23 protein-coding genes are annotated in these 22,729 nt (G+C 64.0%); 17 read left to right on the forward strand and 6 right to left on the reverse strand.

Going from position 1 to position 22,729, the window contains the following annotated elements; all coding sequences use genetic code 11:
* Positions 1-70 precede the first annotated feature (70 nt).
* The 5 genes from ACTJK4_RS12785 (at position 71) to ACTJK4_RS12805 (ending at position 5,214) form a co-directional block, all read left to right on the forward strand.
* Positions 71-529: a (2Fe-2S)-binding protein gene (locus tag ACTJK4_RS12785; RefSeq protein ID WP_004631388.1), complete on the forward strand. Its 459-nt coding sequence runs from the start codon at positions 71-73 to the stop codon at positions 527-529.
* Positions 530-549: 20 nt separating this feature from the next.
* On the forward strand, positions 550-2,793 hold the full coding sequence (locus ACTJK4_RS12790; RefSeq protein ID WP_440818075.1) for a molybdopterin cofactor-binding domain-containing protein: 2,244 nt from the start codon (positions 550-552) through the stop codon (positions 2,791-2,793).
* Positions 2,794-2,935: 142 nt separating this feature from the next.
* Positions 2,936-3,370, forward strand: a complete 435-nt coding sequence (locus ACTJK4_RS12795) for an organic hydroperoxide resistance protein (RefSeq protein ID WP_009240025.1) — start codon at positions 2,936-2,938, stop codon at positions 3,368-3,370.
* Positions 3,370-3,966, forward strand: a complete 597-nt coding sequence (locus ACTJK4_RS12800; protein WP_440818076.1) for a nucleotidyltransferase family protein — start codon at positions 3,370-3,372, stop codon at positions 3,964-3,966. Before ACTJK4_RS12795 ends, ACTJK4_RS12800 begins: the two co-directional genes overlap by 1 nt.
* Positions 3,967-5,010: 1,044 nt before the next feature.
* Entirely contained in the window at positions 5,011-5,214 is a 204-nt protein-coding gene (locus ACTJK4_RS12805) for a hypothetical protein (RefSeq protein WP_009277078.1), read from the forward strand.
* A gap of 66 nt (positions 5,215-5,280) precedes the next feature.
* Here ACTJK4_RS12805 and ACTJK4_RS12810 read toward each other — a convergent pair whose 3' ends face one another.
* Complete coding sequence (locus ACTJK4_RS12810; protein WP_440818077.1) at positions 5,281-7,950, reverse strand: EAL domain-containing protein; 2,670 nt, start codon at positions 7,948-7,950, stop codon at positions 5,281-5,283.
* A gap of 138 nt (positions 7,951-8,088) precedes the next feature.
* Complete coding sequence (locus tag ACTJK4_RS12815) at positions 8,089-8,448, reverse strand: hypothetical protein (RefSeq protein WP_440818078.1); 360 nt, start codon at positions 8,446-8,448, stop codon at positions 8,089-8,091.
* Positions 8,449-8,915: 467 nt separating this feature from the next.
* On the opposite strand from ACTJK4_RS12815, the gene ACTJK4_RS12820 reads away from it, so the two are divergent.
* The 3 genes from ACTJK4_RS12820 (at position 8,916) to ACTJK4_RS12830 (ending at position 11,367) form a co-directional block, all read left to right on the forward strand.
* Positions 8,916-9,206: an H-NS histone family protein gene (locus ACTJK4_RS12820; protein ID WP_009240021.1), complete on the forward strand. Its 291-nt coding sequence runs from the start codon at positions 8,916-8,918 to the stop codon at positions 9,204-9,206.
* Positions 9,207-9,316: 110 nt separating this feature from the next.
* Positions 9,317-10,045, forward strand: coding sequence for a GntR family transcriptional regulator (locus ACTJK4_RS12825; RefSeq protein WP_433868281.1), 729 nt, complete (start codon positions 9,317-9,319; stop codon positions 10,043-10,045).
* 260 nt (positions 10,046-10,305) lie between these two features.
* Entirely contained in the window at positions 10,306-11,367 is a 1,062-nt protein-coding gene (locus tag ACTJK4_RS12830) for a porin (protein WP_045203518.1), read from the forward strand.
* Positions 11,368-11,491: 124 nt separating this feature from the next.
* Here ACTJK4_RS12830 and ACTJK4_RS12835 read toward each other — a convergent pair whose 3' ends face one another.
* The 4 genes from ACTJK4_RS12835 to flgA all read right to left on the reverse strand — a co-directional run bounded on the left by ACTJK4_RS12835 (position 11,492) and on the right by flgA (position 14,567).
* Positions 11,492-12,208 carry a LuxR C-terminal-related transcriptional regulator gene (locus tag ACTJK4_RS12835; RefSeq protein WP_082076022.1) on the reverse strand — a complete coding sequence of 239 codons (717 nt, stop codon included), beginning with the start codon at positions 12,206-12,208 and terminating at the stop codon, positions 11,492-11,494.
* A 457-nt stretch (positions 12,209-12,665) separates the two neighbouring features.
* Complete coding sequence (locus ACTJK4_RS12840) at positions 12,666-13,127, reverse strand: flagella synthesis protein FlgN (protein WP_004631399.1); 462 nt, start codon at positions 13,125-13,127, stop codon at positions 12,666-12,668.
* Positions 13,128-13,266: 139 nt separating this feature from the next.
* Positions 13,267-13,587 (reverse strand): flagellar biosynthesis anti-sigma factor FlgM, encoded by a 321-nt coding sequence (flgM, locus tag ACTJK4_RS12845; protein WP_092971051.1) that lies wholly within the window; start codon positions 13,585-13,587, stop codon positions 13,267-13,269.
* Positions 13,588-13,709: 122 nt separating this feature from the next.
* Complete coding sequence (gene flgA, locus ACTJK4_RS12850) at positions 13,710-14,567, reverse strand: flagellar basal body P-ring formation chaperone FlgA (protein WP_232039024.1); 858 nt, start codon at positions 14,565-14,567, stop codon at positions 13,710-13,712.
* Positions 14,568-14,989: 422 nt separating this feature from the next.
* On the opposite strand from flgA, the gene flgB reads away from it, so the two are divergent.
* From flgB to flgJ, 9 genes are all read left to right on the forward strand, one after another.
* Positions 14,990-15,445 carry a flagellar basal body rod protein FlgB gene (flgB, locus tag ACTJK4_RS12855; RefSeq protein ID WP_045203514.1) on the forward strand — a complete coding sequence of 152 codons (456 nt, stop codon included), beginning with the start codon at positions 14,990-14,992 and terminating at the stop codon, positions 15,443-15,445.
* A 209-nt stretch (positions 15,446-15,654) separates the two neighbouring features.
* On the forward strand, positions 15,655-16,062 hold the full coding sequence (flgC, locus tag ACTJK4_RS12860; RefSeq protein ID WP_024977566.1) for a flagellar basal body rod protein FlgC: 408 nt from the start codon (positions 15,655-15,657) through the stop codon (positions 16,060-16,062).
* 27 nt (positions 16,063-16,089) lie between these two features.
* The gene (locus ACTJK4_RS12865) at positions 16,090-16,746 is read left to right on the forward strand and encodes a flagellar hook assembly protein FlgD (RefSeq protein ID WP_440818079.1); all 657 of its coding nucleotides are present in this window, start codon (positions 16,090-16,092) and stop codon (positions 16,744-16,746) included.
* Between the two features lie 37 nt (positions 16,747-16,783).
* Positions 16,784-17,992 carry a flagellar hook protein FlgE gene (gene flgE / locus ACTJK4_RS12870; RefSeq protein WP_440077864.1) on the forward strand — a complete coding sequence of 403 codons (1,209 nt, stop codon included), beginning with the start codon at positions 16,784-16,786 and terminating at the stop codon, positions 17,990-17,992.
* 45 nt (positions 17,993-18,037) lie between these two features.
* The gene (gene flgF / locus ACTJK4_RS12875) at positions 18,038-18,775 is read left to right on the forward strand and encodes a flagellar basal-body rod protein FlgF (protein WP_232039027.1); all 738 of its coding nucleotides are present in this window, start codon (positions 18,038-18,040) and stop codon (positions 18,773-18,775) included.
* 40 nt (positions 18,776-18,815) lie between these two features.
* Positions 18,816-19,598 carry a flagellar basal-body rod protein FlgG gene (flgG, locus tag ACTJK4_RS12880; protein WP_009240010.1) on the forward strand — a complete coding sequence of 261 codons (783 nt, stop codon included), beginning with the start codon at positions 18,816-18,818 and terminating at the stop codon, positions 19,596-19,598.
* Between the two features lie 32 nt (positions 19,599-19,630).
* Entirely contained in the window at positions 19,631-20,383 is a 753-nt protein-coding gene (locus tag ACTJK4_RS12885) for a flagellar basal body L-ring protein FlgH (RefSeq protein WP_232039028.1), read from the forward strand.
* 10 nt (positions 20,384-20,393) lie between these two features.
* A complete protein-coding gene (locus ACTJK4_RS12890) occupies positions 20,394-21,512 on the forward strand; it encodes a flagellar basal body P-ring protein FlgI (protein ID WP_440818080.1) in 1,119 nt (372 codons plus the stop codon).
* Positions 21,513-21,528: 16 nt separating this feature from the next.
* Entirely contained in the window at positions 21,529-22,623 is a 1,095-nt protein-coding gene (gene flgJ / locus ACTJK4_RS12895) for a flagellar assembly peptidoglycan hydrolase FlgJ (RefSeq protein WP_414562778.1), read from the forward strand.
* The last annotated feature ends 106 nt before the right edge of the window (positions 22,624-22,729 follow it).

A 22,729-nucleotide genomic window follows, 5' to 3' on the forward strand; every position in this document is an offset into this window, starting at 1 on the left:
CCGCCAGCCCGCTATGTCAAGGGCTTTATAACGGCAAGACCCCCTCACGCCCCACAAGGAGAATCCCCCAATGGTCACGTTGAACATCAACGGCAAACCGGTGGAAGTTGATGCTGATCCGTCGACGCCGCTGCTCTGGGCGCTGCGCGACAACCTCGGTCTGACTGGCACGAAATTCGGTTGCGGTGTTGCATCGTGCGGCGCCTGCACGGTGCACCTGAACGGCCAGCCCACGCGCAGCTGCGTGCTGCCGATCTCTGCGGTGGCCGGCCAGCAGATCACCACGTCTGAACACATCGCCGATGACAAGGTCGGCAAGGCCGTGCTCGACGCCTGGGTCAAGCACGACGTGGCGCAATGCGGCTACTGCCAGAGCGGCCAGATGATGAGCGCGGTGGGTTTGCTGCGCACCAAGAAGAAGCCGACCGACGCCGATATCGACAGCGCGATGGCCGGCAACCTGTGCCGTTGCGCAACGTACCAACGCATTCGCGCGGCCATTCACGACGCAGCGAAATCGCTGGCCTGAACCCCACCGGAGAATTCACGATGCGTATTCGAAATCTTGAAGCGCTGGCCGGTGGCGGCGCGCAACATCAACCGGCGTCTGCGGATACCGGGTCGGCCACGTTTGATCGCCGCAGCTTTCTGAAACTCACGACGCTGGCGGGCGGCGGTCTGGCGCTGGGTGTGGCGCCGATGCTGGCCGGAGCGCAGGACGCCAAGGCCAAGCCGCCCTCGCCGCCGCAGGCGTTCATCATCATTGCGCCGGACAACACTGTCACCGTGGCGGTCAACCGGCTCGAGTTCGGTCAGGGCGTGCACACGGCATTGCCGATGGCGCTGGCCGAAGAACTCGACGTGGATTGGCGCAACGTGCGTGGCATGCTCGCGCCCGCGGGCGACCCGTACAAGGACCCGGGCTTCGGTATCCAGATGACGGGCGGCTCGACCGCGCTGAACCACTCGTTCCAGCAATACCGCGAGCTGGGCGGTCGCGCGCGTGCCATGTTGATCTCGGCGGCGGCCGAGCGCTGGAAGGTCGATCCGTCCACATGCCGCACGGCCAACGGCGTGGTTACGTCGGGCAGCCACCGCGCTACGTACGGCGAGCTTGCACAATCCGCGATGGCGCTGCCGGTGCCGGCCCAGGTCACGCTGAAGAACCCGTCGCAGTTCCGCATTGTCGGCAAGCCGACGCCGCGCCTGGATGCGCGCGCAAAGCTCGACAGCTCGCTCAAGTTTGGCCTCGACACGCGCCTGCCCAACATGAAGGTCGCCGTGCTGGCGCGCCCGCCGCGCTTTGGCGGCAAGGTGGCCAAGTACGACGCGGCTGCGGCCAAGGCGGTGAAGGGCGTGGTCGATGTGCTGCAGATCCCGACCGACCGTGGCGGCACGGGCGTGGCCGTCATCGCCGACGGATACTGGCCGGCCAAGCAGGGCCGCGACGCGCTGCAGGTCACGTGGGAAGACGCCGGCTCGACGGTGTCCACGCCGGCGTTGATGGCGGAGTACAAGAAGCTCGCCGGCCAGCCCGGCACGGTGGCCAAGGCCGCCGACATGGGCGCCATCCAATCCGCCGCAACGCGCATCCAGGCCGACTACGAATTTCCGTACCTCGCGCACGCTCCAATGGAGCCGCTGAACTGCACGATCGATCTGCAGAAAGACGGTGGCAAGACCACGGGCGCGAAGGTGTGGGTCGGCTCGCAATTCCAGACCATCGACCAGGGAGCCATCGCCAAGGTACTCGGCGTATCGCCCGAGAAGATCGAGCTGAACACGATGATGGCGGGCGGCGGCTTTGGCCGGCGCGCGATCACCACGTCGGACTACGTAGTGGAAGCCGCCAACGTGGCGAAGGCCTATGCGGCGGCCGGGCATAACGGCCCCGTCAAGGTGATCTGGAGCCGCGAAGACGACATCCGCGGCGGCTACTACCGCCCGATGCATCTGCATCGCGTCAACGTGGGCGTGGACAACAGCGGCAAGGTCGTCGGCTGGGACCACGTGATCGTCGGTCAGTCGATCCTCAAGGGCACGCCGTTCGAAGCCTTCATGGTCAAGAACGGTGTGGACGAGACCATGGTCGAGGGCGTGGTCGAAAACGACTACGGCTTCCCGATGCAGCTGACGGTGCACCATCCGGACGTGAACGTGCCGGTGCTGTGGTGGCGTTCCGTGGGCCACACGCATACGGCGTACGTGATGGAAACGATGGTCGACGAGGTTGCGCATGCAGCCAAGCAGGACCCGGTCGCTTTCCGTCTCGCGCGCTTTACCGGCAAGGAACATGAGCGCCATCGCGCCGCACTGCAACTCGCCGTCGACAAGTCCGGCTACGGCAAGCGCAAGCTGCCCAAGGGCCAGGCCTGGGGCGTAGCGGTGCATGCGTCGTTCGAGTCGGTGGTGGCGTATGTGGTGGAGGTGTCGGTCGACCAGGGCAAGCCGCGCGTGCATCGTGTCACCGCAGGCGTGCATGCCAACCGCGTGGTCAACCCGATGGGTGCGGAAGCGCAGATCCAGGGCGCTTGCGTGTTCGGCCTGGCGATGATCCAGCCCGGCTTTGCCATCGACATCGAAAACGGTGCCACCAAGAACAGCAACTTCACCGACTTCCCGCCCGTGCGCATGCCGGACGCGCCGCCGGTGAACGTGTTCTTCGTGTCGTCGGAAGACAACCCGACCGGACTGGGCGAGCCTGGCACGCCGCCGATTGCACCGGCGGTGGCCAACGCGCTGTTCACCCTGACCGGCAAGCGTCAGCGCAAGCTGCCGTTCGATACGGTGTGATTGTCATCATCGCGTGATGAGATAGAAGCCGGCATGCAGTGATGTGTGCCGGCTTTCTTGTTCTTGCAGCCTCGTATCCCCCAGTATTGCGGACCGATTCTTGCGTCCGCGGTTGCGTTGTTCACCCCCGGAGGAGCATGTCATGGCATTGAATATTCTGTACACCGCCCACGCCAAGGCCACAGGCGGCCGCAACGGCCACACGCAAACCGAAGACGGCCAGGTCTCGCACGACCTGTCGGTGCCCAAGGCCATGGGCGGCCCCGGCAAGCCCAACACCACCACGCCCGAAGACCTCTTTGCCGCCGGCTATGCCGCTTGCTTTGGCTCGGCGTGCGACTTTGTCGCCAAGAGCATGCTCAAACTCAATCCGAGCAACATCGAGATCCACTGCGACGTGGGTATCGGCACGCGTGAGGAGGGCGGTTTCGGCCTGAAGGTGGGGCTGACCGCGCGGATCAGCGGCCTGTCGCAAGCCGATGCCGAGAAGCTGGTGGCCCAGGCGCATCAGGTCTGCCCCTATTCGAACGCCACGCGTAACAACGTGGAAGTCACGCTCAAGACCGAGGTGGTCTGATGCCGCAGCGGCCTGTTGTTGGTGTGTTGCTGGCCGCAGGCCGCGGCAGCCGGTTTGATGCGGCGGGCGTGGCCAACAAGCTGCTTGCCCTGCTGCCCGATGGCACCCCCGTGGCAGTCCAAGCCGCGCGCCATCTGAAGCAGGCATTGGGCGACGTGGTGGCAGTGGTGCCCGCCGCTGCCACGCATGGCGCGCAGGTCGAGCAATTGGTAGCGCTCTTGCGCGAAGCAGGCTGTGAAGTCCTGCGGTATGCCGAGGCCGCACGTGGCATGGGTGCCAGCCTGGCTGCCGGTGTGGCCGCGCGCCCGCAAGCCGGCGGGTGGGTCATCGCGCTGGCCGATATGCCGTGGATTGCACCCGAGACCATCACTCAAGTTGCCAACGCACTCGACTCGCACTCTTGCGTTGCGCCCTTTCACGCCGGGCAGCGGGGCCACCCCATCGGCTTCGGCGCCGACTTCTTCGCAGGGCTGACATCGCTCGACGGCGACGAGGGCGCGCGGCGACTGATCGATCCCCACAAGCTCATCCGCATCGAGACCGATGACGCCGGCATCTTGCGCGATGTCGATACGCCGGCCGATCTGACCCCGTGATCTAACGGGATTGACTCACAACGAGGCGCCGCCGCAGATCACGATCTGCTGACCGGTGAGATCGTCATGATCGGATTGGCCCGAAATGCTCCGGAACCCGATCACGCTGGGCGTATGTCCGTCCGATGCAGGCGGCGATCGGCCATCGGCCAAGCAGATCCAGCGCTACGCGCCCCGCCGGTTGACTGCCGCTTGCCCAGCGCCGCTGTGTTGGGTGCGTGTGCCGATCTCAAACATTCGATTGCGATAGTCCGACACCGGCCCGTCACCGTTAAACAGTGGTGCACGGCCCTCAGGGGCCCGGACTCGGCCCAAAAACATCCGACCCATTGGACCTCCGAGAGCCGAGCTTCGCCATCAAAGACTCGACGTCGACTCGTTCAGGCTGAAGCGCCACTGTCCGAGGGTGGGAGCCGGTTGTCAGAGGTCGAAAATTTCGAGCTCAAACATCCGAATGCGACTGTTTGAGGGTCGTCTTCCGCTCGCAGAGGTTCGACGCCGACAGTCGAGCGCGCGTGTTCGAGCGTCGAACGCTCGTGGACGGGTGTTTTAGGCCGACGCCCGCCCGTGGGCGTGCGGTTCCTGCGGCGGTCGGCAAACCGGCCCGGCGCTTCCGGCCGGCACAACTTGTCCACAGTAGCGCGCACACTGCTTGCAGAACCCATCGCAAGCGCTTGACGCACAAGGGTTTGTTGCACGATGTAACGGCCCCTGCCGATGTGGATAACTTGCGCTGCACGCACACGTTTTACGTGATCTGCACGTTTGCACAAACCCGTCAAGCCCTTTTGTGACTTGGGTCTTCGCCGTTTGGGCAGGTTATGCACAGAACATGTGGATAAGTCTGTGGGAAACATCATCCGACCCGCGTGGTGACGGGTTTTGATCGGCGCTGCTCGCGAATGTGGCAAGCGCTTGTCGGAAGACGCCGGTCTGCACATTGCAACGATTGATTACAACTTGAAACAGCATATCGGGCGCCCGTTGGCCAGACTTCCGATACGCGATGGCTTGATCGCGACCGACGCATTCAAGGAGAAGAACATGGTTCGGGTACTGACGATTCTGCTGGCCGGTGCCACGCTGCTAACTGCAACCGGCTGTGCCGACATGACGGCACGTCAACGCAATACCGCCATTGGCGCGGGTGTGGGCGGGTTGGCCGGCGCTGCGCTGATTGGCGGCCCCGGTGCTACGCTGGGCGGCGCCGCGCTGGGCGGCCTGGTGGGCAACGTATCGACGCGTTGATTTCGTTTCGACCTTGGCGTCGACCTGAAAAGAAACGGACCCGAGGCTGAACCTCGGGTCCGTTTTTTATGCCTGCGCGCGGCTTCGGGTGCGCAGCAACTCTTCCAGTGCAGACACTTCAAGGGGCCGCCCAAACAGGAAGCCCTGCACCTCGTCGCATGCATGCGCAGACAAAAAGGCCGATTGCTCGGGGGTTTCCACACCTTCGGCCGTGACCGTCATGTTCAGCGCGCGGGCCATTGCGATGATGGTCTTGGTGAGTGCCACGCAGTCGGCCACCCCAGGTACGCCGCTGATGAACGATCGATCGATCTTGATGTTGTGGATCGGCAAGCTGCGCAGATACGACAGGGACGAGAACCCGATGCCGAAATCATCGAGCGAGATGCGCACGCCCCGCGCGGCCAGGCTCATCAGCAGACGCTGTGTCGATTGCCTGTCGGCCAGCAGCACGCTTTCGGTCAATTCAAGCTCCAGCCGGCCCGGCGCCATGCCCGAGGCCTTGAGTGCCTCGTCGACGTCGCGCTCGATCACGCCGGCATCGCACTGCCGTGCGGACACGTTGACCGCCATGCGACCCGTGAAGCCGAACTTTCGCGCCCATGCCTCGCCTTGCGCGCAGGCCTGCATGAGCGCCCAGCGGCCGAGTTCGAGGATGTAGCCCGACTCCTCCGCCACGTCGATGAACTCGCTGGGTGACACCGCGCCCAACTCGGGGTCCGACCACCGCATCAGCGCCTCAACCGCCACCAGTTCACCCGAGTCGAGTGCGTACTTGGGTTGATACACCAGCCGCACCTGACCACGCCCCAGCGCACGCCGCATGCGCTCGTTGAGCGTGAAGCGGCGCAGCATCTGGGTTTCCAGCGTGCGCGAATACCGGGTGATGCGGTTACGGCCGTTTTCCTTGGCGCGGTACATGGCGGCTTCAGCGTGACTGACCAGCGTGGCCGCGTCACCGCCGTCTTCGGGGTAGGCCGCCACGCCAATGCTGGCGGACAGATGCACCTCGCGCTCGCCGCCGGTGAAGGGGCGGGCCAGCGCGTCGAGCACCTGTTGGGCGAGTGTGTCGGCGGCCTTCGGGTCATCGATGGCCACGCAGAACTGATCGCCCCCCAATCGTGCCAGCAACGCGCGTTGGCCCGCCTGACTGCGGATGCGCTGCGCCGCCATGTTGAGCACCTGGTTGCCCACGTGGTGCCCCATCGCCTCGTTCACGGTCTTGAAGTGGTCCAGCCCGATATACAGCAGTGCGGATTCCCCCGTGGACGGCAGGGCCAGCCGCGCATCGAGCCGCTCGATGAATGCCGCGCGATTGGGCAGACCGGTGAGCGAATCCTTGGTCTCCAGCAGGCGCAACTGCTCGTAGGCGGAACGCTCGGCGGTGATGTCGGTAAAGATGACCAGCACCGCGTGCGGTGACGCGCTGTCCGGCGAGAACATCGGCAGCACCGACTCACGCAGCCACACGATCTGCCCATTGCCGGCCGGCACTCCCACAACGACGTTGCTGATCGCGCGTCCCGTGCGGGCCGCCAGTGTAGACGGCCATGCCGCGCGGGGCAGGATGGCGCCGTCTTCGCCCAGCATCATGTCGTTCAGTGCCACACGCGGGCGGCCTTTCCATGACGCGCCCGACATGCGAAGGATCTCGGCCGCGCTGCGGTTGTACGACAGCACGCGGCCATCGGTGGACAGCGTCAGCACGCCCTCGCTCAGATGGTTGACGACCAGCCGGTACTGATCGCGCAACTCGCGGGACTGGCGATATTCATTCTCCAGGCGCAGCAGCTTGACCAACGCGGCGATGTAGCGGCCGCACACTGCGCGCAACGTTGCGTCGTCGGTCGGGTTGGCCGTGGGGAAGAAGAGGCAGAGCAGATCATCGGCGACGGCCATGCCGCCATGCTGGGCCGGGATGCGGCATAGCCATGTCGGCTGCGCGGTCTCCAGCACGCGCACGAGCGCTTCGCGCACAGCCGTGGGCGCATTGGTTTCGCGAATCAGCTCGATGGGCGCCAGCTCATTGAGCAGCGGCGCGATGCGGGCGAGTTCGATATCGAATTCACCGTGCGCTGTGGGAGGCTGGTGCGCTGCACGATCGTCGCGCAACGCCAGCTTCGCACGCGCGCGCTGCGTGCCATAGAGCCGTGCGCGCCCGGAGACGACACGCACCACTACGCACAGCGTCGAGGGCAACGCTGCCTCCAGCGCCCGCAACGCAGCATGCAGCCGCTCGCCCAGCGACGCGGAGGACGGCAGCGTGGAAAGCAGATGATCGAGATGCTCGTGCGGCAGCGCTGCGCCAATCGCTTCGGCGCTGAGCACGCGTTCGCCGGCCTTGCCGGGCAGTTGCGCATCGAGCGGCAGCGGCAATCCGTGCACCACCACCTGCTGTGCCGGCAGCCCGTCAAAGCGGGTTGGCGTGACCGTCAGTCGAACGCTGACCACCTCGATGGAGTCGCCTGCGCAAAGGGCGGAGACAAGTTGCGCTGCCGACGTGGCCCCAGCATCGGGCGGGCTTGCATCGGTGTCGCCGCCGGCATGGGTCTCGAGCCACGCAGGCACGTCCTGGAAGAAGCGCGAAAAGGGCTCGCCGAGCAGTTGGTCGGACGAAAGCGCCCGCACCATGCAAACGCCGGCTGCATTGGCAAAGACGATGCGGCCTTCGAGCACCACATAGAGCGGAACCGGAAGGCTTTGCGCCGACAACGGGTAGGAAATTTCGTCTGGCATCCCACGCTCCAACCTGAGGTATTGCCCAATATCTCACTCAGCATGGACCTCGGGCGACGCTGGCCACGAGAACGCCGGCTACTGGAAGCCGGGGGCAATGCTCTTCATCATGCGCAAAAGTCGTGCGCGGCGCAAAGTCTAGTTTGTGGTCGATACAACACATTCCGAGCGCGCTTTGTCGACCTCGCTGTGGCTCTTTTGGGTTACGGGTTTCAAAACGGTTTGCTGCGGCTCGGTCGGGGGGGCCGGTTCTATTTCGGTATCCGCGCCATTCCCACGTTCTGGCGCGGCGAAATGCTGATCGATCCAGCGATGCGTCAGTGCTCCCCCGATTGCACACATCAAAACGCATGTTCCCATTGTCAGGATGAAGTAGGCGCTGATTCGTTCGGCTGAACGTTCGGGAAAGAAAAACGTCGCGGCAACAAACAGGGAGCCGACCAGCGCGCCAAAGACCAAAAGCAGATAGTAAAAACGACGTGGCAAGAGCGAATTCATCGTTGTCTCATCCAACTGCAACCTGGAAGGTGGTGCTTTGAATCGTTTTACGGCCACGCCAAATGGGCATGCCTTGGCGAGCGCCATCGCGGTGCAATGGCACACCTGGCCGGCGACTTGCATATGAATTGATATTGCGTTTGCTGTACTGCTGCGATGCTGCGGATTGCCGCTTGCGGCAAAAGCCGGAATTGCGGGACCCGGCGGCGCTTGCTATGGTGGTGGCACTGAAATGCAGCGCGATACCAGTTTGTGGCCTTGCATGATCGCGTACGCTAATCCGATACGTCAATCCGACTTTCCGGTTGAAACTGAGCATCCGGTGTGTCACGAGTTGATTCCCGGCTTAGTGGCGCGGTTTGAAGGGGCAGGATCAAAAACGTTGAAATTTGATTTCAGTTATGAATACAATTGATCTAATATCTGATCCACACCAGACTTCACACCAGAATTTATTGGGAGCGCATATGGCGACATACAAGGAATTGATTGCACAAAAGGCCAAACTGGAAGAGCAGATCGAAACTGCGCGTGCCAAGGAGCTGGAAGCGGTGATCCAGCAAGTGCGCCAGACGGTTGCCGAATATGGCCTGACGGCTGAAGACCTGGGCCTGGCTCAGCGACGCGGCCGCCGTGCCGGTGCGAAAGCGCCGGTGCCGGCCAAGTACCGTGACCCGAAGACGGGCGCAACGTGGTCCGGTCGCGGCCGTGCTCCGGCCTGGATCGGCAAGAACCGCGATAAATTCCTGATCGCCTGATCTGCCAGGCTCCGCCTGACGCGTACGCAAGCGCGCAATGCAAATGGCCCACCTGTCCGGTGGGCCATTTGCATTGCTGCGCCCGATGGTCGTTCCTGTATAACGACGGCATGACGCCCCGCCTGCCCAAATACCTCGAACTGGCCGACCGCATTCGGCTCGACATCCTGCACGGAACGCTGCCGGCGGGCAGCATCGCGCCCAGCGAGAACGAAGTCGCCCAGCGCTATGGCGTCTCGCGCTTGACGGCGCGCCGCACGCTGAATGAGCTGGCGGCCCGCGGGTTGCTCAAGCGCTCGCGGGGGCAGCGCAGCGTGGTGCTCGATCGCGTGGGGCCGCATCGGCCGGTGCTGTATGCGCCGGGCCAGTCAGATGCGGCGCTCGAATACGTGCCCGGCGCGGTCTATACGGTCAGTGCTTTTCGACTGGAGGCGGCCGACGAGACCGTGGCCGCCGCGCTCGACCTGGCGGCGGGCGCGCAGGTGGCGTTTGTCGAGCGGCGCGCCCAGGTGGAGGGGCAGCCGATCATGCTGCTGCGCACGTGGCTGACGACGCGGCTGGCGGCGATGCTGGAGGCGCGCGACTTTGAAGATCGCCTGTTCGTGCAGGTCTTCCAGCGCGCCAACCTGACCATCGCGCGCTCACGCGAGGCGCCGCTTGCCTGTGTGGCCGATGCACACCAGGCCGCCCAGCTCGGCGTGCAAGCGGGTGTGCCGCTCGTGCGCGTGCGCCGCATTGGCTACAGCGTGGCCGACGTGCCGATCTCCCTCACGTACTGCGATTTTTCCCCCGAGCGCTACACACGCGAAGTCGACATCCGCGTGCTCCAAAACGACTGAAAGCGCACTGCGCCAGACCGGTGCAGAAACGGCGCCACACACCCCGCGATGGGGACTTGTCCGCCTAAAGTATTCAAGCTAGTCTGCGCCCCTTCCCCAGAAAACGTATTTATTTGTGAAGCGACGCTTTGCCGACAACGTATTGGCACGGCAGTTGCATTCACGGCCCCATCTCAGCGGCGGCGGGTTGAGCCACCCGCCGCCTCAACGCTGATTCAGTCGATTCAACACACCGGAACCACAAGAGGGAGAAATCAACAATGCAACTCAAGCGACGTTTTTCGCTGGCCGCACTGGCTGCCGCGGCGGCCCTGACTGCAGGCGCGGCGCAGGCCCAATCGTCTGTGACGCTGTATGGCCAGGTGGATGCCTGGGCGGGCGCCACCAAGAACCTGGGCCAGGACCGCGCCTGGGGTGTCAACTCGGGCGGCATGTCGACGTCGTACTGGGGCATGAAGGGCAGCGAAGACCTGGGCAACGGCCTGAAGGCCATCTTCACGCTGGAAGCGTTCTTCCGCCCCGACACGGGCAAGTCTGGCCGCTTTGATGGCGACCACTTCTTCGCACGTAATTCGTTTGTCGGTCTGCAGTCGAACAGCTGGGGCTCGATCAAGCTCGGCCGTAACACCCCGCCGTACTTCGTTTCGACGATCCTGTTTAACCCGTTCATCGATTCGTACACGTTCTCGCCGATGGTGTTCCACACCTACCTCGGCAACGGCCGTACGGGCGCCGCGGGCATCTCGGGCCTGGTGGGCGATTCGGGCTGGGACAACTCGATCATGTACTCCACGCCGGACATGGGCGGCCTGACGGCCAACCTGATCTACGGCGCGGGCGAGCAAGCCGGCCACAACGGTCAGAACAAGTGGGGCGGCAGCCTGCTGTATTTCCGTGGCAACTTTGCGGCCACGGCGGCGTTCCAGCAGGTGCGCTACGACGGCGCGCCTGGCGACCTGAACAGCCTGGTGGCTGGCTTTGCGCGCCAGACGGCGGGGCAGTTGGGTGCCACGTACGACTTTGGCGTGGTCAAGCTGTACGGCCAATACCAGTACATCAAGAACACGATCAGCACCGGCGACGCCAAGAGCAACGGCGGTCAGCTGGGCGTGTCGATTCCGGTGGGCCCGGGCGCCGTGCTGGCATCGTATGCCTATACGAAGACCTCGGGTGCGGCTGACGTGAAGCGCAACACGTGGGCGGTGGGCTACGACTATTCGCTGTCCAAGCGCACCGATGTGTATGCGGCTTACTTCCGCGACAAGGTGTCGGATCTCTCGACGGCTGACACCTTCGGTGTAGGCATCCGCGCAAAGTTCTAAGCCTTCGCGTTCTGCTTTTCCTTGTCACCGCCCGCGTCTCGACAGCGTGGGCGGATATTTGCAACGGCGTCCGGATTCCGGGCGCCGTTTTTTGTTATGCGGAAAAGCCGAAAGGGCGGCGGTGTCAGCCGGTGCGCGCCAGGCGCAACGGCGGCGATAGCGGCGCCGGGGCCTCGGCTCCAATGTTCGGCTGATTCAGCAGCATGGCGCCGCGCTGCGTGGCCACGAACACAGCCTCGGTACGGCTGCGCACTTCCAGCCGGCGATACAGCGCGTTGATATGCGCCTTGGTTGTCGCCTCGGAAATACTCAGCATGCGGCTGATGGTTTTGACCGGATGCCCGCGCGAGAGCAAGACGAGAATTTCATATTGACGCTGCGTCAGGCCGAGTAACGCGCCATCGTCATTACCGTTGGCCGAACCTGCCGCAATCGCTTCAGGCCGTGTCAGCACGATCGATGCCGGCACATAACGGCCGCCCGCCAGCACCAATTCCAATGCCGCTGCAATCAATTTGCCGGAATAGCTTTTCAGCAGATAGGCCGACACATTCAATTGCATCAGCGTGCGCACGTGCGCAGCGGAATCGGTTTCGCCCAGTACGGCGACATGTCGGGGATGCGGCTGTTGCAGCAGCCGGGAGAGCGCTGGCAGATCGTCGATGCCAGGCAAGGGCAGGCCGATCAGGGCCAGTTCGGCGTCCGCATGCGCCGCGAGGTTTTCAAAGAGAGCTTCGTCCGGCTCGACGCTGACCACTTCGGTGATGGCCGGCAAGGATTGCAACACATGGGTCGCGCCGGCACGCACCAAAGGGTGTGCCTCCACTACGATTGATTTCACTGCGCCGCCTGTCTGGTTATGGTTTGTTTGCCCATTTCCGGAATCAGCTCGTTGCCGCGTCTATTTGGACCAGCCGGTCGAAAATCAACACGGGCGTGCGTGTGGAAATGCTTCTGACGTGCGGTCTCGGTATATTTCCCCGTTCAACCGGCAGTCACCGCAGTGCGGTGCCACCGGGCCGAAACCTTGGCACGCCATTCAGGCGCAAATCCTTCCGGTTTTTCTTGTTTATGTCGCCAGGCGCGGAGGATTAACCCCGCCAAAATCGCAGAATAAATCCCCAGCATGCTTGTTGCACCCATCAATGGGATGTAAACCTTTTTGTTTACCCCGATCGGTGGTGTGCTAGACCCCTCTATACATAGCAGGATCAGGCAGCAGCAGCTAGCCCCACTTCACGCCCATTGACGTAAGCGTAAAGCGGGGCTTTTGTACCCAAAAAACGTGTTGTGGTGGCTTATTGCGCGACGACCGAGAAGCGTGGCATCGACAGCGGTTGTTTGCCATCGCGGCCGTAGGGTGTACCGCCGCCGTTGTTGGCAGCATGCAGGACAGACAGCGCGTTCTGCGTGGCACGCAGCCGCAGGTCGATCAGGGTGCCGTTGTCGATGTTGCGCTGGCGCAGCAGGCGGGCCAGGGCCAGGTTCTCGTCGAACAGGCGGCTGGCAGTCTCATCGGTGCGCAGGTATTTGACCAGCCCGTACGGATCGGCGCCGCCGTGCTGGGCCCACCAAAGGCGGCGGTCCCGGTCGGCTTCGCCCAGCGCGGCGAGCTGTTTCTGCTTGGTCTGGGTGATGCGCTCGAGTTCGACCATGTCGCCATCGCGCAACGCCTGCGCTTCGGCATCCAGGGTGAGGGTGGCTGCGCGCAGCAGTTCCTGCTCGTCGGCAAGGGTGCGGATCAGCAGTGTGTTGTCCATGGTGACTACCTCAGGCTCAGGCTTGGAAGCTTGGGCAGCCGCCGGCTGGCACACCGCCCCGCCGCGATCGGTCGAGAGTCGGAAACTCTCGGACCGGCGGCGTCAGAAAATACAGGGGACGGACGACGGGAAACCCCCGTCAGACCTTCTTGGAGCGCGTGGAGAGCAGCGATTGCGCGTCGGAAAGCGCCGCATCGGCGATCTTGCCGGCGTCCATCTTGAGCGTGCCGTTCTGGATGGCACTGCGGATCTGCTCGACCCGTGCGGCGTCGAAGTCGCCGCTGCCCACTTGGCGCGAGACTTGTTGGACCGACAGCGACGGTGCATCGCCGGTGTGGCGCGTGGTGCCCGAAGCCGTCGTAGCGGCCGGGGACGAACCGGTCGCGCGCGTCGACCCGGACGCAGCGTCCTTGGTCGGCGCAACGGCCGGCGTGTTGTTCACGATATGGTTGATTTTCACGGGTGTCTCCGAAGAGCGCGTTCATCCTATCACCCATATCGGCCAACCCCGGCCCAAACTTTAGCGGCAGGTATCGATCAAGCATCACAGTCGAAAAGTGATCTGCCGTTATCAATCTGATCTTAGAACTGGATTGCCACGACGCCGGCAGACTGCGCGATGCCCGAGACGACATTGCCGTTGGCGGTGCGCACCTGCGCCACCTGCCCCACGGCGGCCTGGTTCAAGGCCCGGCCGTCGCTGCTGACCTGGAAGCCGCCGCCCTCGGCGATGAGCTTGACGGTCTGGCCGGCTTGCACGGCAATTGGCAGGCGCAGGCTTTCGGCGCGCAGCGGCTGATTGGCGGCCACGCTCGTGAGCAGTACACGCCCCACCACATCGGCCGGCTGTTGCACGACCGAGGCCGGGAGCATCGACAGGTCGCCCGTGCGGGCTTCCAGATCGCCCATATCGAGCGTCTTGCCCGGCGAGAGCTGGTGCGAAGCGACGTAATACGTCCCCGTAATCTGAATCGTGGCCGGTACCCAAGCCGCCCAGGCGTGCGGCGAGCGGCAGCGCACGCCCACTTGTATACGGCCGCGCAGGCGGTTGGCCGCCGGCAGCATCAAGTCGATCTGGTCGCAGGGCTGGTTGGCCACGCGGGCATCTACCGGGCCGACCTCCACCGACGCACGTGGCGCTCCCGTCTCATTTGTGCCGCCCAGGATGTCCAGTTGCGACTGCAGTTGCTGCTGAATCTGCATCTGAATGGCGTTCGGCCCCTGGATGGTGGTGGGCTGCATGGGTTGCTGTACGGCTTGGGCGGGCGGATACCCGACGCGCACCATGCCCTGTGCGTGCGCCAGGATCGGGTGCACGGCGCTGGCCAGCAGGCCCAGCGCCAGCATCAACAACAGCTTGCGCTGGCGCCCAGCCAGCGGCGTGGCCGTGGCGGCAGGTTGGGTCGGGTGGTGCGCGCTGCGTGCAAACCGCGTGGACATGGAGAGCCCCTTCATCAAAAGTCCGGTGAAGTTTAGCCACGCGTGCGCGAGCGCCAAATGCGGAAATGTCGGCCAATCCCCCCCTTATTCGGACGAATGGTCTTGCACACCCGCCCCTAGACTTTGCAACGTGGTGAAGTCCCTGGCGTTGTGCGGTTCCTGGCCGTACAGCCTGCCCCGGGGGAGGGTTTCCCGGCCAATCTCTGGATTCGCAGACAGGTCTTTTCCACTGAGGTTGCATGACGGCAACTCAGCATGACAAGCGGTTCAGCGGTTTTGGAGACGGCATCGGCGGTTTTGAAGGGGCCGCTGATGCCGAGTTCTCCAGCCGAAGGGAACGCGCAACACACAAACGCAATACAGAACGCAACCCCGGCGGGTGGCAGCAATCACCAGGACGCCACACGCAAGGAATGACAGACATGGTCGACAAGCTGGATCAGTTGTTCGGTTTTCAGGAGCAGGCGCTGCACTTGCGCTCGCAGCGTCACCAGATCCTGGCCTCGAACATCGCCAACGCCGATACGCCCAACTACAAGGCGCGCGACTTCGATTTTCAGTCGGCGCTGCAGAAGGCGGTCGGCCAGCAAAGCGGAAACAGCCTGCCGATGACGGCAACGGCTGCGGGGCACCTGACAGTGGATGGCGCACCGGCTGGCGATGTGTCGCTGATGCAGGCGTCGCTGTCGCAGCAAACCAAGGCGCTGCAGGGTGAAGTGCAGTACCGCACGTCGCAGCAGCCGTCCATCGACGGCAACACGGTCGACATGGATGGCGAGCGCATGCGCTTTGCCGATAACACCGTGCGCTACGAGGCCGATCTGAGCATCGTGACGCAGAAGATCAAGTCGATGCTGGCGGCCATTCAGAACAGCTAGCGCGCGATGTAGCAACAGCAGCAAGAGCATCAAGAGCAGCAGACAGGCATTAAGACGACCGCGCAGCAGTCACGCGCGGCGAAAGAGGGGCGGGAACTGTGTGGCGCTCCGGGCCGGGAAAAATTGGTCCGGAGCAAGCCGCCATACAGAACAACCGGATCGGTCCGGCAGCCATGCCGGCAACAGTATTTGAAGACATCGGAATCAACATGTCGCTATTCAAGGTGATGGATGTAGCTGGCAGCGCGCTCACCGCGCAGTCCAAGCGCATGAACGTGGTCGCCTCCAACCTGGCCAACGCCGAAAGCGTGACGGGCCCGGACGGCAAGGCGTACCGCGCCAAGCAGGTGGTGTTCTCGCCCGTGCAGGAGTCTGACGACTACGCCACGGGCGTGTCGGTCGACCGCGTGGTCGAAGACACCGTCACCCCCATGAAGCGCATGCACCAGCCGGGCAACCCGCTGGCCGATGCCGACGGCTACGTGACCATGCCGAACGTCGATGTGGTGGACGAAATGGTCAACATGATTTCTGCGTCGCGCTCGTACCAGGCCAACGTGGAAGTCGCCAACACCACCAAGACGATGGCCTCCAAGGCTCTGACCCTGGGCCAGTAAGCGGCACATTCCTAGCGAGACACGAACATGACCGTCAGCTCAACCAGCAACACCACCGGCACCTCGAGCACGACCTCCGGCAACCAGCTTGCCATCACCAGCGGCACCGATCTGCAGAACACGTTCATGCAGTTGCTGGTCGCGCAGTTGCAGAACCAGGATCCGCTCAACCCGATGGACAACTCGCAGATGACCTCGCAGCTTGCGCAGATCAACACTGTGAACGGTATCCAGCAACTGAACACCACCATGTCGAGCATGGCGACGCAGAGCGCGGCCACGCAGGCTTCGTCACTGATCGGCCGTACCGTGCAGGTGCCGTCGTCCAACCTGACGCTGGCCTCCGGCACGGCCAACTTCGGCATCTCGGTACCCAACGGCGCCGACGATGTGGTCGTGACCATCAAGGATGCCAACGGCAACACCGTGCGTTCGGTCGATCTGGGCCAGATGTCCGCCGGCAGCGGCAACTACACCTGGAACGGCAAGAACGACAGCGGCACCACGGTGGCCGACGGCTCTTACTCCATCTCGGTTTCCGCCACGCTTGGCGGCAAGATCACAACGGCCAACGCCACCGGCGCCGACAAGGTAACGGGCGTGACCATCACCAACGGAACGACGCAGCTGCAACTGGCCTCGGGCAACACGGCCAAGCTGTCGGACGTCACCACCATTCAGTAACGGGTCGAACCCGCTTTTTTATCTACGGGAGAACATTATGGGATTCCAGCAAGGCCTCAGCGGTCTCGACGCCGCCTCTGCAAACCTCGACGTGATCGGCAGCAACGTGGCAAACGCCAACACTGTCGGCTACAAGAAATCGACCGCCGAGTTTGGCGACGTGTACGCACGCTCGCTGGTGGGTGCGTCCGACAACCAGATCGGCCAGGGCGTGAGCGTGACCAAGGTGTCGCAGTCGTTCACGCAGGGCAACGTGACCAACACCGGCAACCCGCTGGACATCGCCATCAACGGCACGGGCTTCTACCGCATGGTCGACCCGTCCAGCGGCCAGGTGTCGTACACGCGTAACGGCCAGTTCCAGACCGACAAGAACGGCTTCATCATCTCGGCCACCGGCCAGAACCTGACCGGCTACGGCGTGGATTCCACCGGCAAGGTCAACACCGCCGTGCTGACCAACCTGAAGATTCCCGTCAACGACCTGGCGCCGCTGGCCACCACCAACACGGCGTTCGGCGTGAACCTGGACGCCGCCGCCACGGTGCCGACCACCACGCCGTTCTCGCCCACCAACTCGGCAACGTTCAACCACTCCGTTTCGGAACAGGTGTACGACGGCACGGGCACGGCCCACATGCTGACCAATTACTACGTGCGCACCGCTTCGGGCTGGGATGTGTACTCGCAAGTTGACGGCAACAACCCGACCGGCGGCAACCCGGTGACGTCGCTCACGTTCAACAGCAGCGGCCAGCTCACCTCGACGCCAAGCAAGATCGCCACGGCCTTCCCCGGGATGAGCATCGCGAGCATGGATTTCACGGGCACCACGCAGTACGGCGGCGGCTACAACGACACCGCTCCGGGCGTGACCCAAGACGGTTACGCCACCGGCCGCCTGGCCAGCTACTCGGTCGGTACCGATGGCACTGTCACCGCGCGCTACTCCAACGGCCGCACGGCAACGCTGGGCCAAGTCGCCATGGCCAATTTCAAGGCACCGGAAGGCCTGCAGAACATCGGTGGCAACCAGTGGGTGGAAACGTCCAACTCGGGCGCCCCCAACCTGGGTACGCCGGGCATGGGTTCGTTCGGCCTGCTGCAGTCGTCGGCGGTGGAGCAATCCAACGTGGACCTGTCTGCCGAGCTGGTCAACATGATCATTGCCCAGCGCTCGTATCAGGCCAACGCGCAGACCATCAAGACGCAGGACACCATCCTGCAGACCCTGGTGACGATGTAATCGTCGTTGCCCGAAGCTGACTGACCGCACACCAAGGACACTCGCATGGACCGCTCGATCTACGTGTCGATGACTGGCGTAAAGCACCTGTTCGACCAACAGGCTGCCAGCGCCAACAACCTCGCCAACGCCAGCACCACCGGCTTCAAGGCGCAGATCGATGCGTTCCATACGGTGGGTGTGCAAGGCGATGGCTCGCCCACGCGCAGCTACGTGATGGCCTCGGCCATCGGGACGGACCTCGCGCCCGGCCCGATCGAGACCACCGGCCGCAGCCTGGACGTGGCCATCGACGGGCAAGGCTTCTTTGCCGTGCAGACGCCCGATGGCAGCGAGGCTTACACCCGCGCCGGTACGTTCCAGCTCGGCCCTGACGGCACGATCCAGACGCTCTCCGGCCAGCCCGTGCTGGGTGATGGCGGCCCGATCACGCTGCCGCCCGACACTACGGTGCAGTTTGCCAAGGACGGTACGGTCAACGCGATCAGCGCCGACAGCCGTACGCCGCCCGTGTCGCTGGGCCGCCTGAAGCTGGTGAGCATCGACCCGTCGAACATCGACCGCGGCGCAGACGGCCTGTTCCGCCAGCGCGACGGCCAGGACGCCGACGTGGATGAAAAAGTTCGTGTGACCGGCGGGGCGCTGGAAGGCAGCAACGTCAACCTGACCGACTCGCTGGTCAACATGATCGAAATCTCGCGCCAACTGGAAATGCAGATGAAGTCGCTGCACACGAGCGACACGAACGCCCAGTCGGCCAATGAACTGCTGCGCCACGCCTGAACGGCCGGCGCATTGAATTGAATCAACCAAGGACTCGAACATGATTCGCTCCCTGTGGATTTCCAAGACCGGGATGGACGCCCAGCAATCGCAGCTGGATGTCATCTCGAACAACCTGGCGAACGTCAACACGACGGGCTTCAAGCGCTCGCGCGCCGTGTTCGAAGACTTGCTGTACCAGAACGTGCGCGAGCCGGGTGCGCAGTCGTCGCAACAGACCACGCTGCCTTCGGGCATGCAGATCGGTACCGGTACGCGCATCGTCGCCACCGAGCGTCTGCACACGCAGGGCAACCTGCAGCAGACCGGCAACTCGACCGACGTGGCCATCAACGGCAACGGCTTCTTCCAGGTGCAGATGCCCGACGGCACGCTGGCCTACACGCGTGACGGCAGCTTCCAGATCAACGCGCAGGGCCAGCTTGTGACCTCGAGCGGTTACCCGGTCCAGCCGGCCGTGACGGTGCCGCAGAACGCCACCAGCCTGACCATCGGCAAGGACGGCGTTGTGACGGTCACCACGCCGGGCACGGTCAACAACACGCAGGTGGGCACGTTCCAACTGGCCAACTTCATCAACCCGGCCGGCCTGCGCAGCATGGGCGAAAACCTGTACGCCGAAACCGAAGCGTCGGGCACGGCCAACCTGGCCAACCCGGGCTCGAACGGCGTGGGCGCGCTCAATCAGAACTACGTTGAAACGTCCAACGTGAACGTGGTGGAAGAAATGGTCAACATGATCCAGACGCAGCGTGCGTACGAGATCAACAGCAAGTCGGTCCAGACGTCGGACCAGATGCTGGAGAAGCTGTCTCAGCTTTGAGCTGACGGCGCAGTTTTTGAGGATGTAGTGCGATGCATACCCCCCCGGTTTACTCGCTCCAGAATGGCAAGCACAGCGGCCGCGCTGTGCCGGCTGTTCGAGTCGTTCGATTGGCCGTGCTTGGCACGGCCGCCTTGCTCGCTACGGCGTGCGGCATGCTGCCGCCGCCGGCCCCGATCGTGCAGGGTCCGACAACCGCGCGCCCACCGATGCCGGTGATGGCGCCGCGCCAGAACGGGGCGATCTACCAGGAAGTGGCATCGGGCAGCGGTGGTTTCCGCGGCATGTTCGAAGACCGCCGCGCACACATGGTGGGCGACACGATCACGATCGTGATCACCGAGAACACGGCGGCCAGCAAGCAGACCTCCGGCAGCGTCAACCGCACGGGCAGCATGAGCGCTTCGGTGCCGACCTTCGCCGGCATGAACGCGGGCGTGCTCTCTCTGCTGGGTGTGTCGGCCAGCGACGCCAACAAATTCGACAGCAAGGGCGCCAACGGTGCACAGAACAACTTCACGGCCACGATTACGGTGACGGTGGTGGAAGTGCTGGGCAACGGCAACCTGGTGGTGAGCGGCGAGAAGCAGATGGCCGTGGGCCAGGGCACCGAGTCGATCAAGTTCTCTGGCGTGGTCAACCCGACCACCGTCAACAATCAAAACACCGTGTTGTCTACCCAGGTGGCGGACGCACGCATGGAATACCGCGGCACGGGCTACGTTGCCGAGTCGCAGCAGATGGGCTGGCTGTCGCGGTTCTTCCTGACCGTGTCACCGTTCTGAGGGATCTGCCATGACTTTGCATCGCATCATCGGCGCGGCCCTGGTGGCACTGAGCGCAATTTCGGCGGTTGTTCCGAGCACGGCACACGCTGACCGCATCAAGGATCTGACCACCGTTGCCGGCGTGCGCGACAACGCGCTGATCGGCTACGGCCTGGTCGTGGGCCTTGACGGTAGCGGCGACCAGACCACGCAAACCCCGTTCACGGTCCAGAGCTTCAACAACATGCTCACGCAGTTCGGCATCAATGTGCCGGCCGGCGCGAGCATCCAGCTGAAAAACACCGCCGCCGTGGTGGTGACGGCCACGCTGCCCGCCTTTGTGCGGCCGGGCCAGACCATCGACGTGACGGTGTCGTCCATCGGTAACGCCAAGAGCCTGCGTGGCGGCACGCTGCTGCTCACGCCGCTCAAGGGCGTGGACGGCCAGCTCTACGCATTGGCACAGGGCAACGTGGTGATTGGCGGCGCAGGCGCATCGGCCAACGGCAGCAAGGTGCAGATCAACCAGCTTGGCGCCGGCCGCATCGCCAATGGCGCCACGGTGGAGCGCGCCGTGCAGGCCTCGGTGGGCGAGGCCGGCAGCATCCAGCTCGATACCGGCACGACGGATTTCGGCACCGTGCAGAACATCGTTACCGCCATCAACAAGCAGTTCGGCACGGATACGGCGCAAGCCGCGGACGGCCGCACGATCAACGTCCGGGCACCGGCCCTGGCGTCGGACCGCGTCGGCTTCCTGGCCAAGCTGCAGAACATTGACGTGACGCCGGCGCTGGCCGCCGCACGTGTGGTGATCAACGCCCGCACGGGCTCGGTGGTCATGAACCAGCTCGTCAAGCTAGAGCCCTGCGCGGTGGCGCATGGCAGCCTGTCGGTCACCATCAGCACGGACCCGGTGGTGAGCCAGCCGGCGCCGTTCTCGCAAGGGCAGACGGTGGCCGCAGCGCGTTCGAACATCGAGGTCAAGCAGCAAGGCGGTAGCCTCATCAACGTGAGGGGTGGCACCAACCTGGCGGACGTGGTCAAGGCCATCAACGCGATTGGCGCCAACCCGCAAGACCTGATCTCGATCCTGCAGGCGATGAAAGCGGCCAACGCGCTGCGCGCCGATCTGGAAATCATCTGACGCTGGGGAGGCCACGATGAACCAAACCGACCTCACCAGCCGCCTGGCGCTCGATTCCAAGGGTTTCGAGTCGCTCAAGCAAACGGCGCGTACCGATCCGACCGGCGCCGCCAAGACCGTCGCCAAGCAGTTCGACGCGATCTTCGTGAACATGATGCTCAAGCAGATGCGCGATGCATCGCCGCAGAACGGGCCGCTCGATTCGTCGTCGACCAAGATGTACACGTCGATGCTCGATCAGCAGCTTTCGCAGACCATGGCCTCGCGCGGCGTGGGCGTTGCAGACCAGCTTCTGAAGCAGATGCTGCGTCAGGCCACGCATGTGAACCCGGATGCAGGCGGCAAGGTGAACACCGCCCTGTCGAACACAACGGCCACCAATACCGCGCTGCCGGGTGCTGCTGGTGCCGCCGGTGCCACGAGCGATGCCGCCAAGGCCATCGCGCGTTCGTCGCTCAACAGCATGGCGGCCGCCGTGGCGCCGGGCACGGAAGACGACGGCTCGGGCATCAGCACCGTGCCGCGCCCCGGCTTGGAGGAGCGCGTGCAGCGTGCACTGGCCGCCCTGCGCAAGCAGGCAGATGCGCAGGCACAGACCCCGAGCGCACCGCCCGAGGTTGACCTGTCGACGGTGGCGTCCGAGCCGCGCGGCGAGCGCATGACCAGCTTCTATAACAAGCTGATCGGCCACGCATCGCAGGCCGCGCAGGAAACCGGCATTCCGGCCAACTTCATGATCGGGCATGCGGCGCTGGAGTCCGGCTGGGGCCGTCGCGAGATCAAGGCACGCGACGGCACGAATACGCACAACCTGTTCGGCATCAAGGCCGGCAGCTCGTGGGCCGGCAAGACTGCCACGGTGACCACCACCGAATACATCGGCGGCGTCGCCCACAAGGTGCAGGAGAAGTTCCGCGCGTACAGCTCGTACGCCGAGGCCTTCAAGGACTACGCCAACCTGCTGGCCAACAACCCGCGCTACAGCAACGTCGTGGCAGCCGGCAACGGCAACGATGCGGCGTCGTTCGCCAAGGGGCTGCAGCGCGCCGGCTACGCCACCGACCCGAACTACGCCCACAAGATCATGGCGGTGCTCAAGCAGATCGTTTGAGTGATTTAAAAAGCATATTTTGGCGACGACGGTCGGCTCAAGTTTCCGCTTGTCCGGCCGATGTTGTTTCTAGAGCTTATTTCGGCGGCTTCGTGCCGCCCGCACC

The sequence above is a fragment of the Ralstonia sp. 22111 genome, assembly GCF_052045895.1.
Taxonomy (GTDB): Bacteria; Pseudomonadota; Gammaproteobacteria; order Burkholderiales; family Burkholderiaceae; genus Ralstonia; species Ralstonia wenshanensis.

Coding starts and splice junctions, on each gene's coding strand:
- ACTJK4_RS12805 (WP_009277078.1), top strand. CDS start 5,011: ATGGTTCGGGTACTGACGATTCTGCTGGCCGGTGCCACGCTGCTAACT.
- ACTJK4_RS12800 (WP_440818076.1), top strand. CDS start 3,370: ATGCCGCAGCGGCCTGTTGTTGGTGTGTTGCTGGCCGCAGGCCGCGGC.
- ACTJK4_RS12790 (WP_440818075.1), top strand. CDS start 550: ATGCGTATTCGAAATCTTGAAGCGCTGGCCGGTGGCGGCGCGCAACAT.
- ACTJK4_RS12825 (WP_433868281.1), top strand. CDS start 9,317: ATGACGCCCCGCCTGCCCAAATACCTCGAACTGGCCGACCGCATTCGG.
- ACTJK4_RS12830 (WP_045203518.1), top strand. CDS start 10,306: ATGCAACTCAAGCGACGTTTTTCGCTGGCCGCACTGGCTGCCGCGGCG.
- ACTJK4_RS12815 (WP_440818078.1), bottom strand. CDS start 8,448: ATGAATTCGCTCTTGCCACGTCGTTTTTACTATCTGCTTTTGGTCTTT.
- flgB (WP_045203514.1), top strand. CDS start 14,990: ATGGTCGACAAGCTGGATCAGTTGTTCGGTTTTCAGGAGCAGGCGCTG.
- ACTJK4_RS12795 (WP_009240025.1), top strand. CDS start 2,936: ATGGCATTGAATATTCTGTACACCGCCCACGCCAAGGCCACAGGCGGC.
- ACTJK4_RS12885 (WP_232039028.1), top strand. CDS start 19,631: ATGCATACCCCCCCGGTTTACTCGCTCCAGAATGGCAAGCACAGCGGC.
- ACTJK4_RS12820 (WP_009240021.1), top strand. CDS start 8,916: ATGGCGACATACAAGGAATTGATTGCACAAAAGGCCAAACTGGAAGAG.
- ACTJK4_RS12810 (WP_440818077.1), bottom strand. CDS start 7,950: ATGCCAGACGAAATTTCCTACCCGTTGTCGGCGCAAAGCCTTCCGGTT.
- ACTJK4_RS12890 (WP_440818080.1), top strand. CDS start 20,394: ATGACTTTGCATCGCATCATCGGCGCGGCCCTGGTGGCACTGAGCGCA.
- ACTJK4_RS12785 (WP_004631388.1), top strand. CDS start 71: ATGGTCACGTTGAACATCAACGGCAAACCGGTGGAAGTTGATGCTGAT.
- flgJ (WP_414562778.1), top strand. CDS start 21,529: ATGAACCAAACCGACCTCACCAGCCGCCTGGCGCTCGATTCCAAGGGT.
- flgE (WP_440077864.1), top strand. CDS start 16,784: ATGGGATTCCAGCAAGGCCTCAGCGGTCTCGACGCCGCCTCTGCAAAC.
- ACTJK4_RS12865 (WP_440818079.1), top strand. CDS start 16,090: ATGACCGTCAGCTCAACCAGCAACACCACCGGCACCTCGAGCACGACC.
- flgF (WP_232039027.1), top strand. CDS start 18,038: ATGGACCGCTCGATCTACGTGTCGATGACTGGCGTAAAGCACCTGTTC.
- ACTJK4_RS12840 (WP_004631399.1), bottom strand. CDS start 13,127: ATGGACAACACACTGCTGATCCGCACCCTTGCCGACGAGCAGGAACTG.
- flgC (WP_024977566.1), top strand. CDS start 15,655: ATGTCGCTATTCAAGGTGATGGATGTAGCTGGCAGCGCGCTCACCGCG.
- flgA (WP_232039024.1), bottom strand. CDS start 14,567: ATGTCCACGCGGTTTGCACGCAGCGCGCACCACCCGACCCAACCTGCC.
- flgG (WP_009240010.1), top strand. CDS start 18,816: ATGATTCGCTCCCTGTGGATTTCCAAGACCGGGATGGACGCCCAGCAA.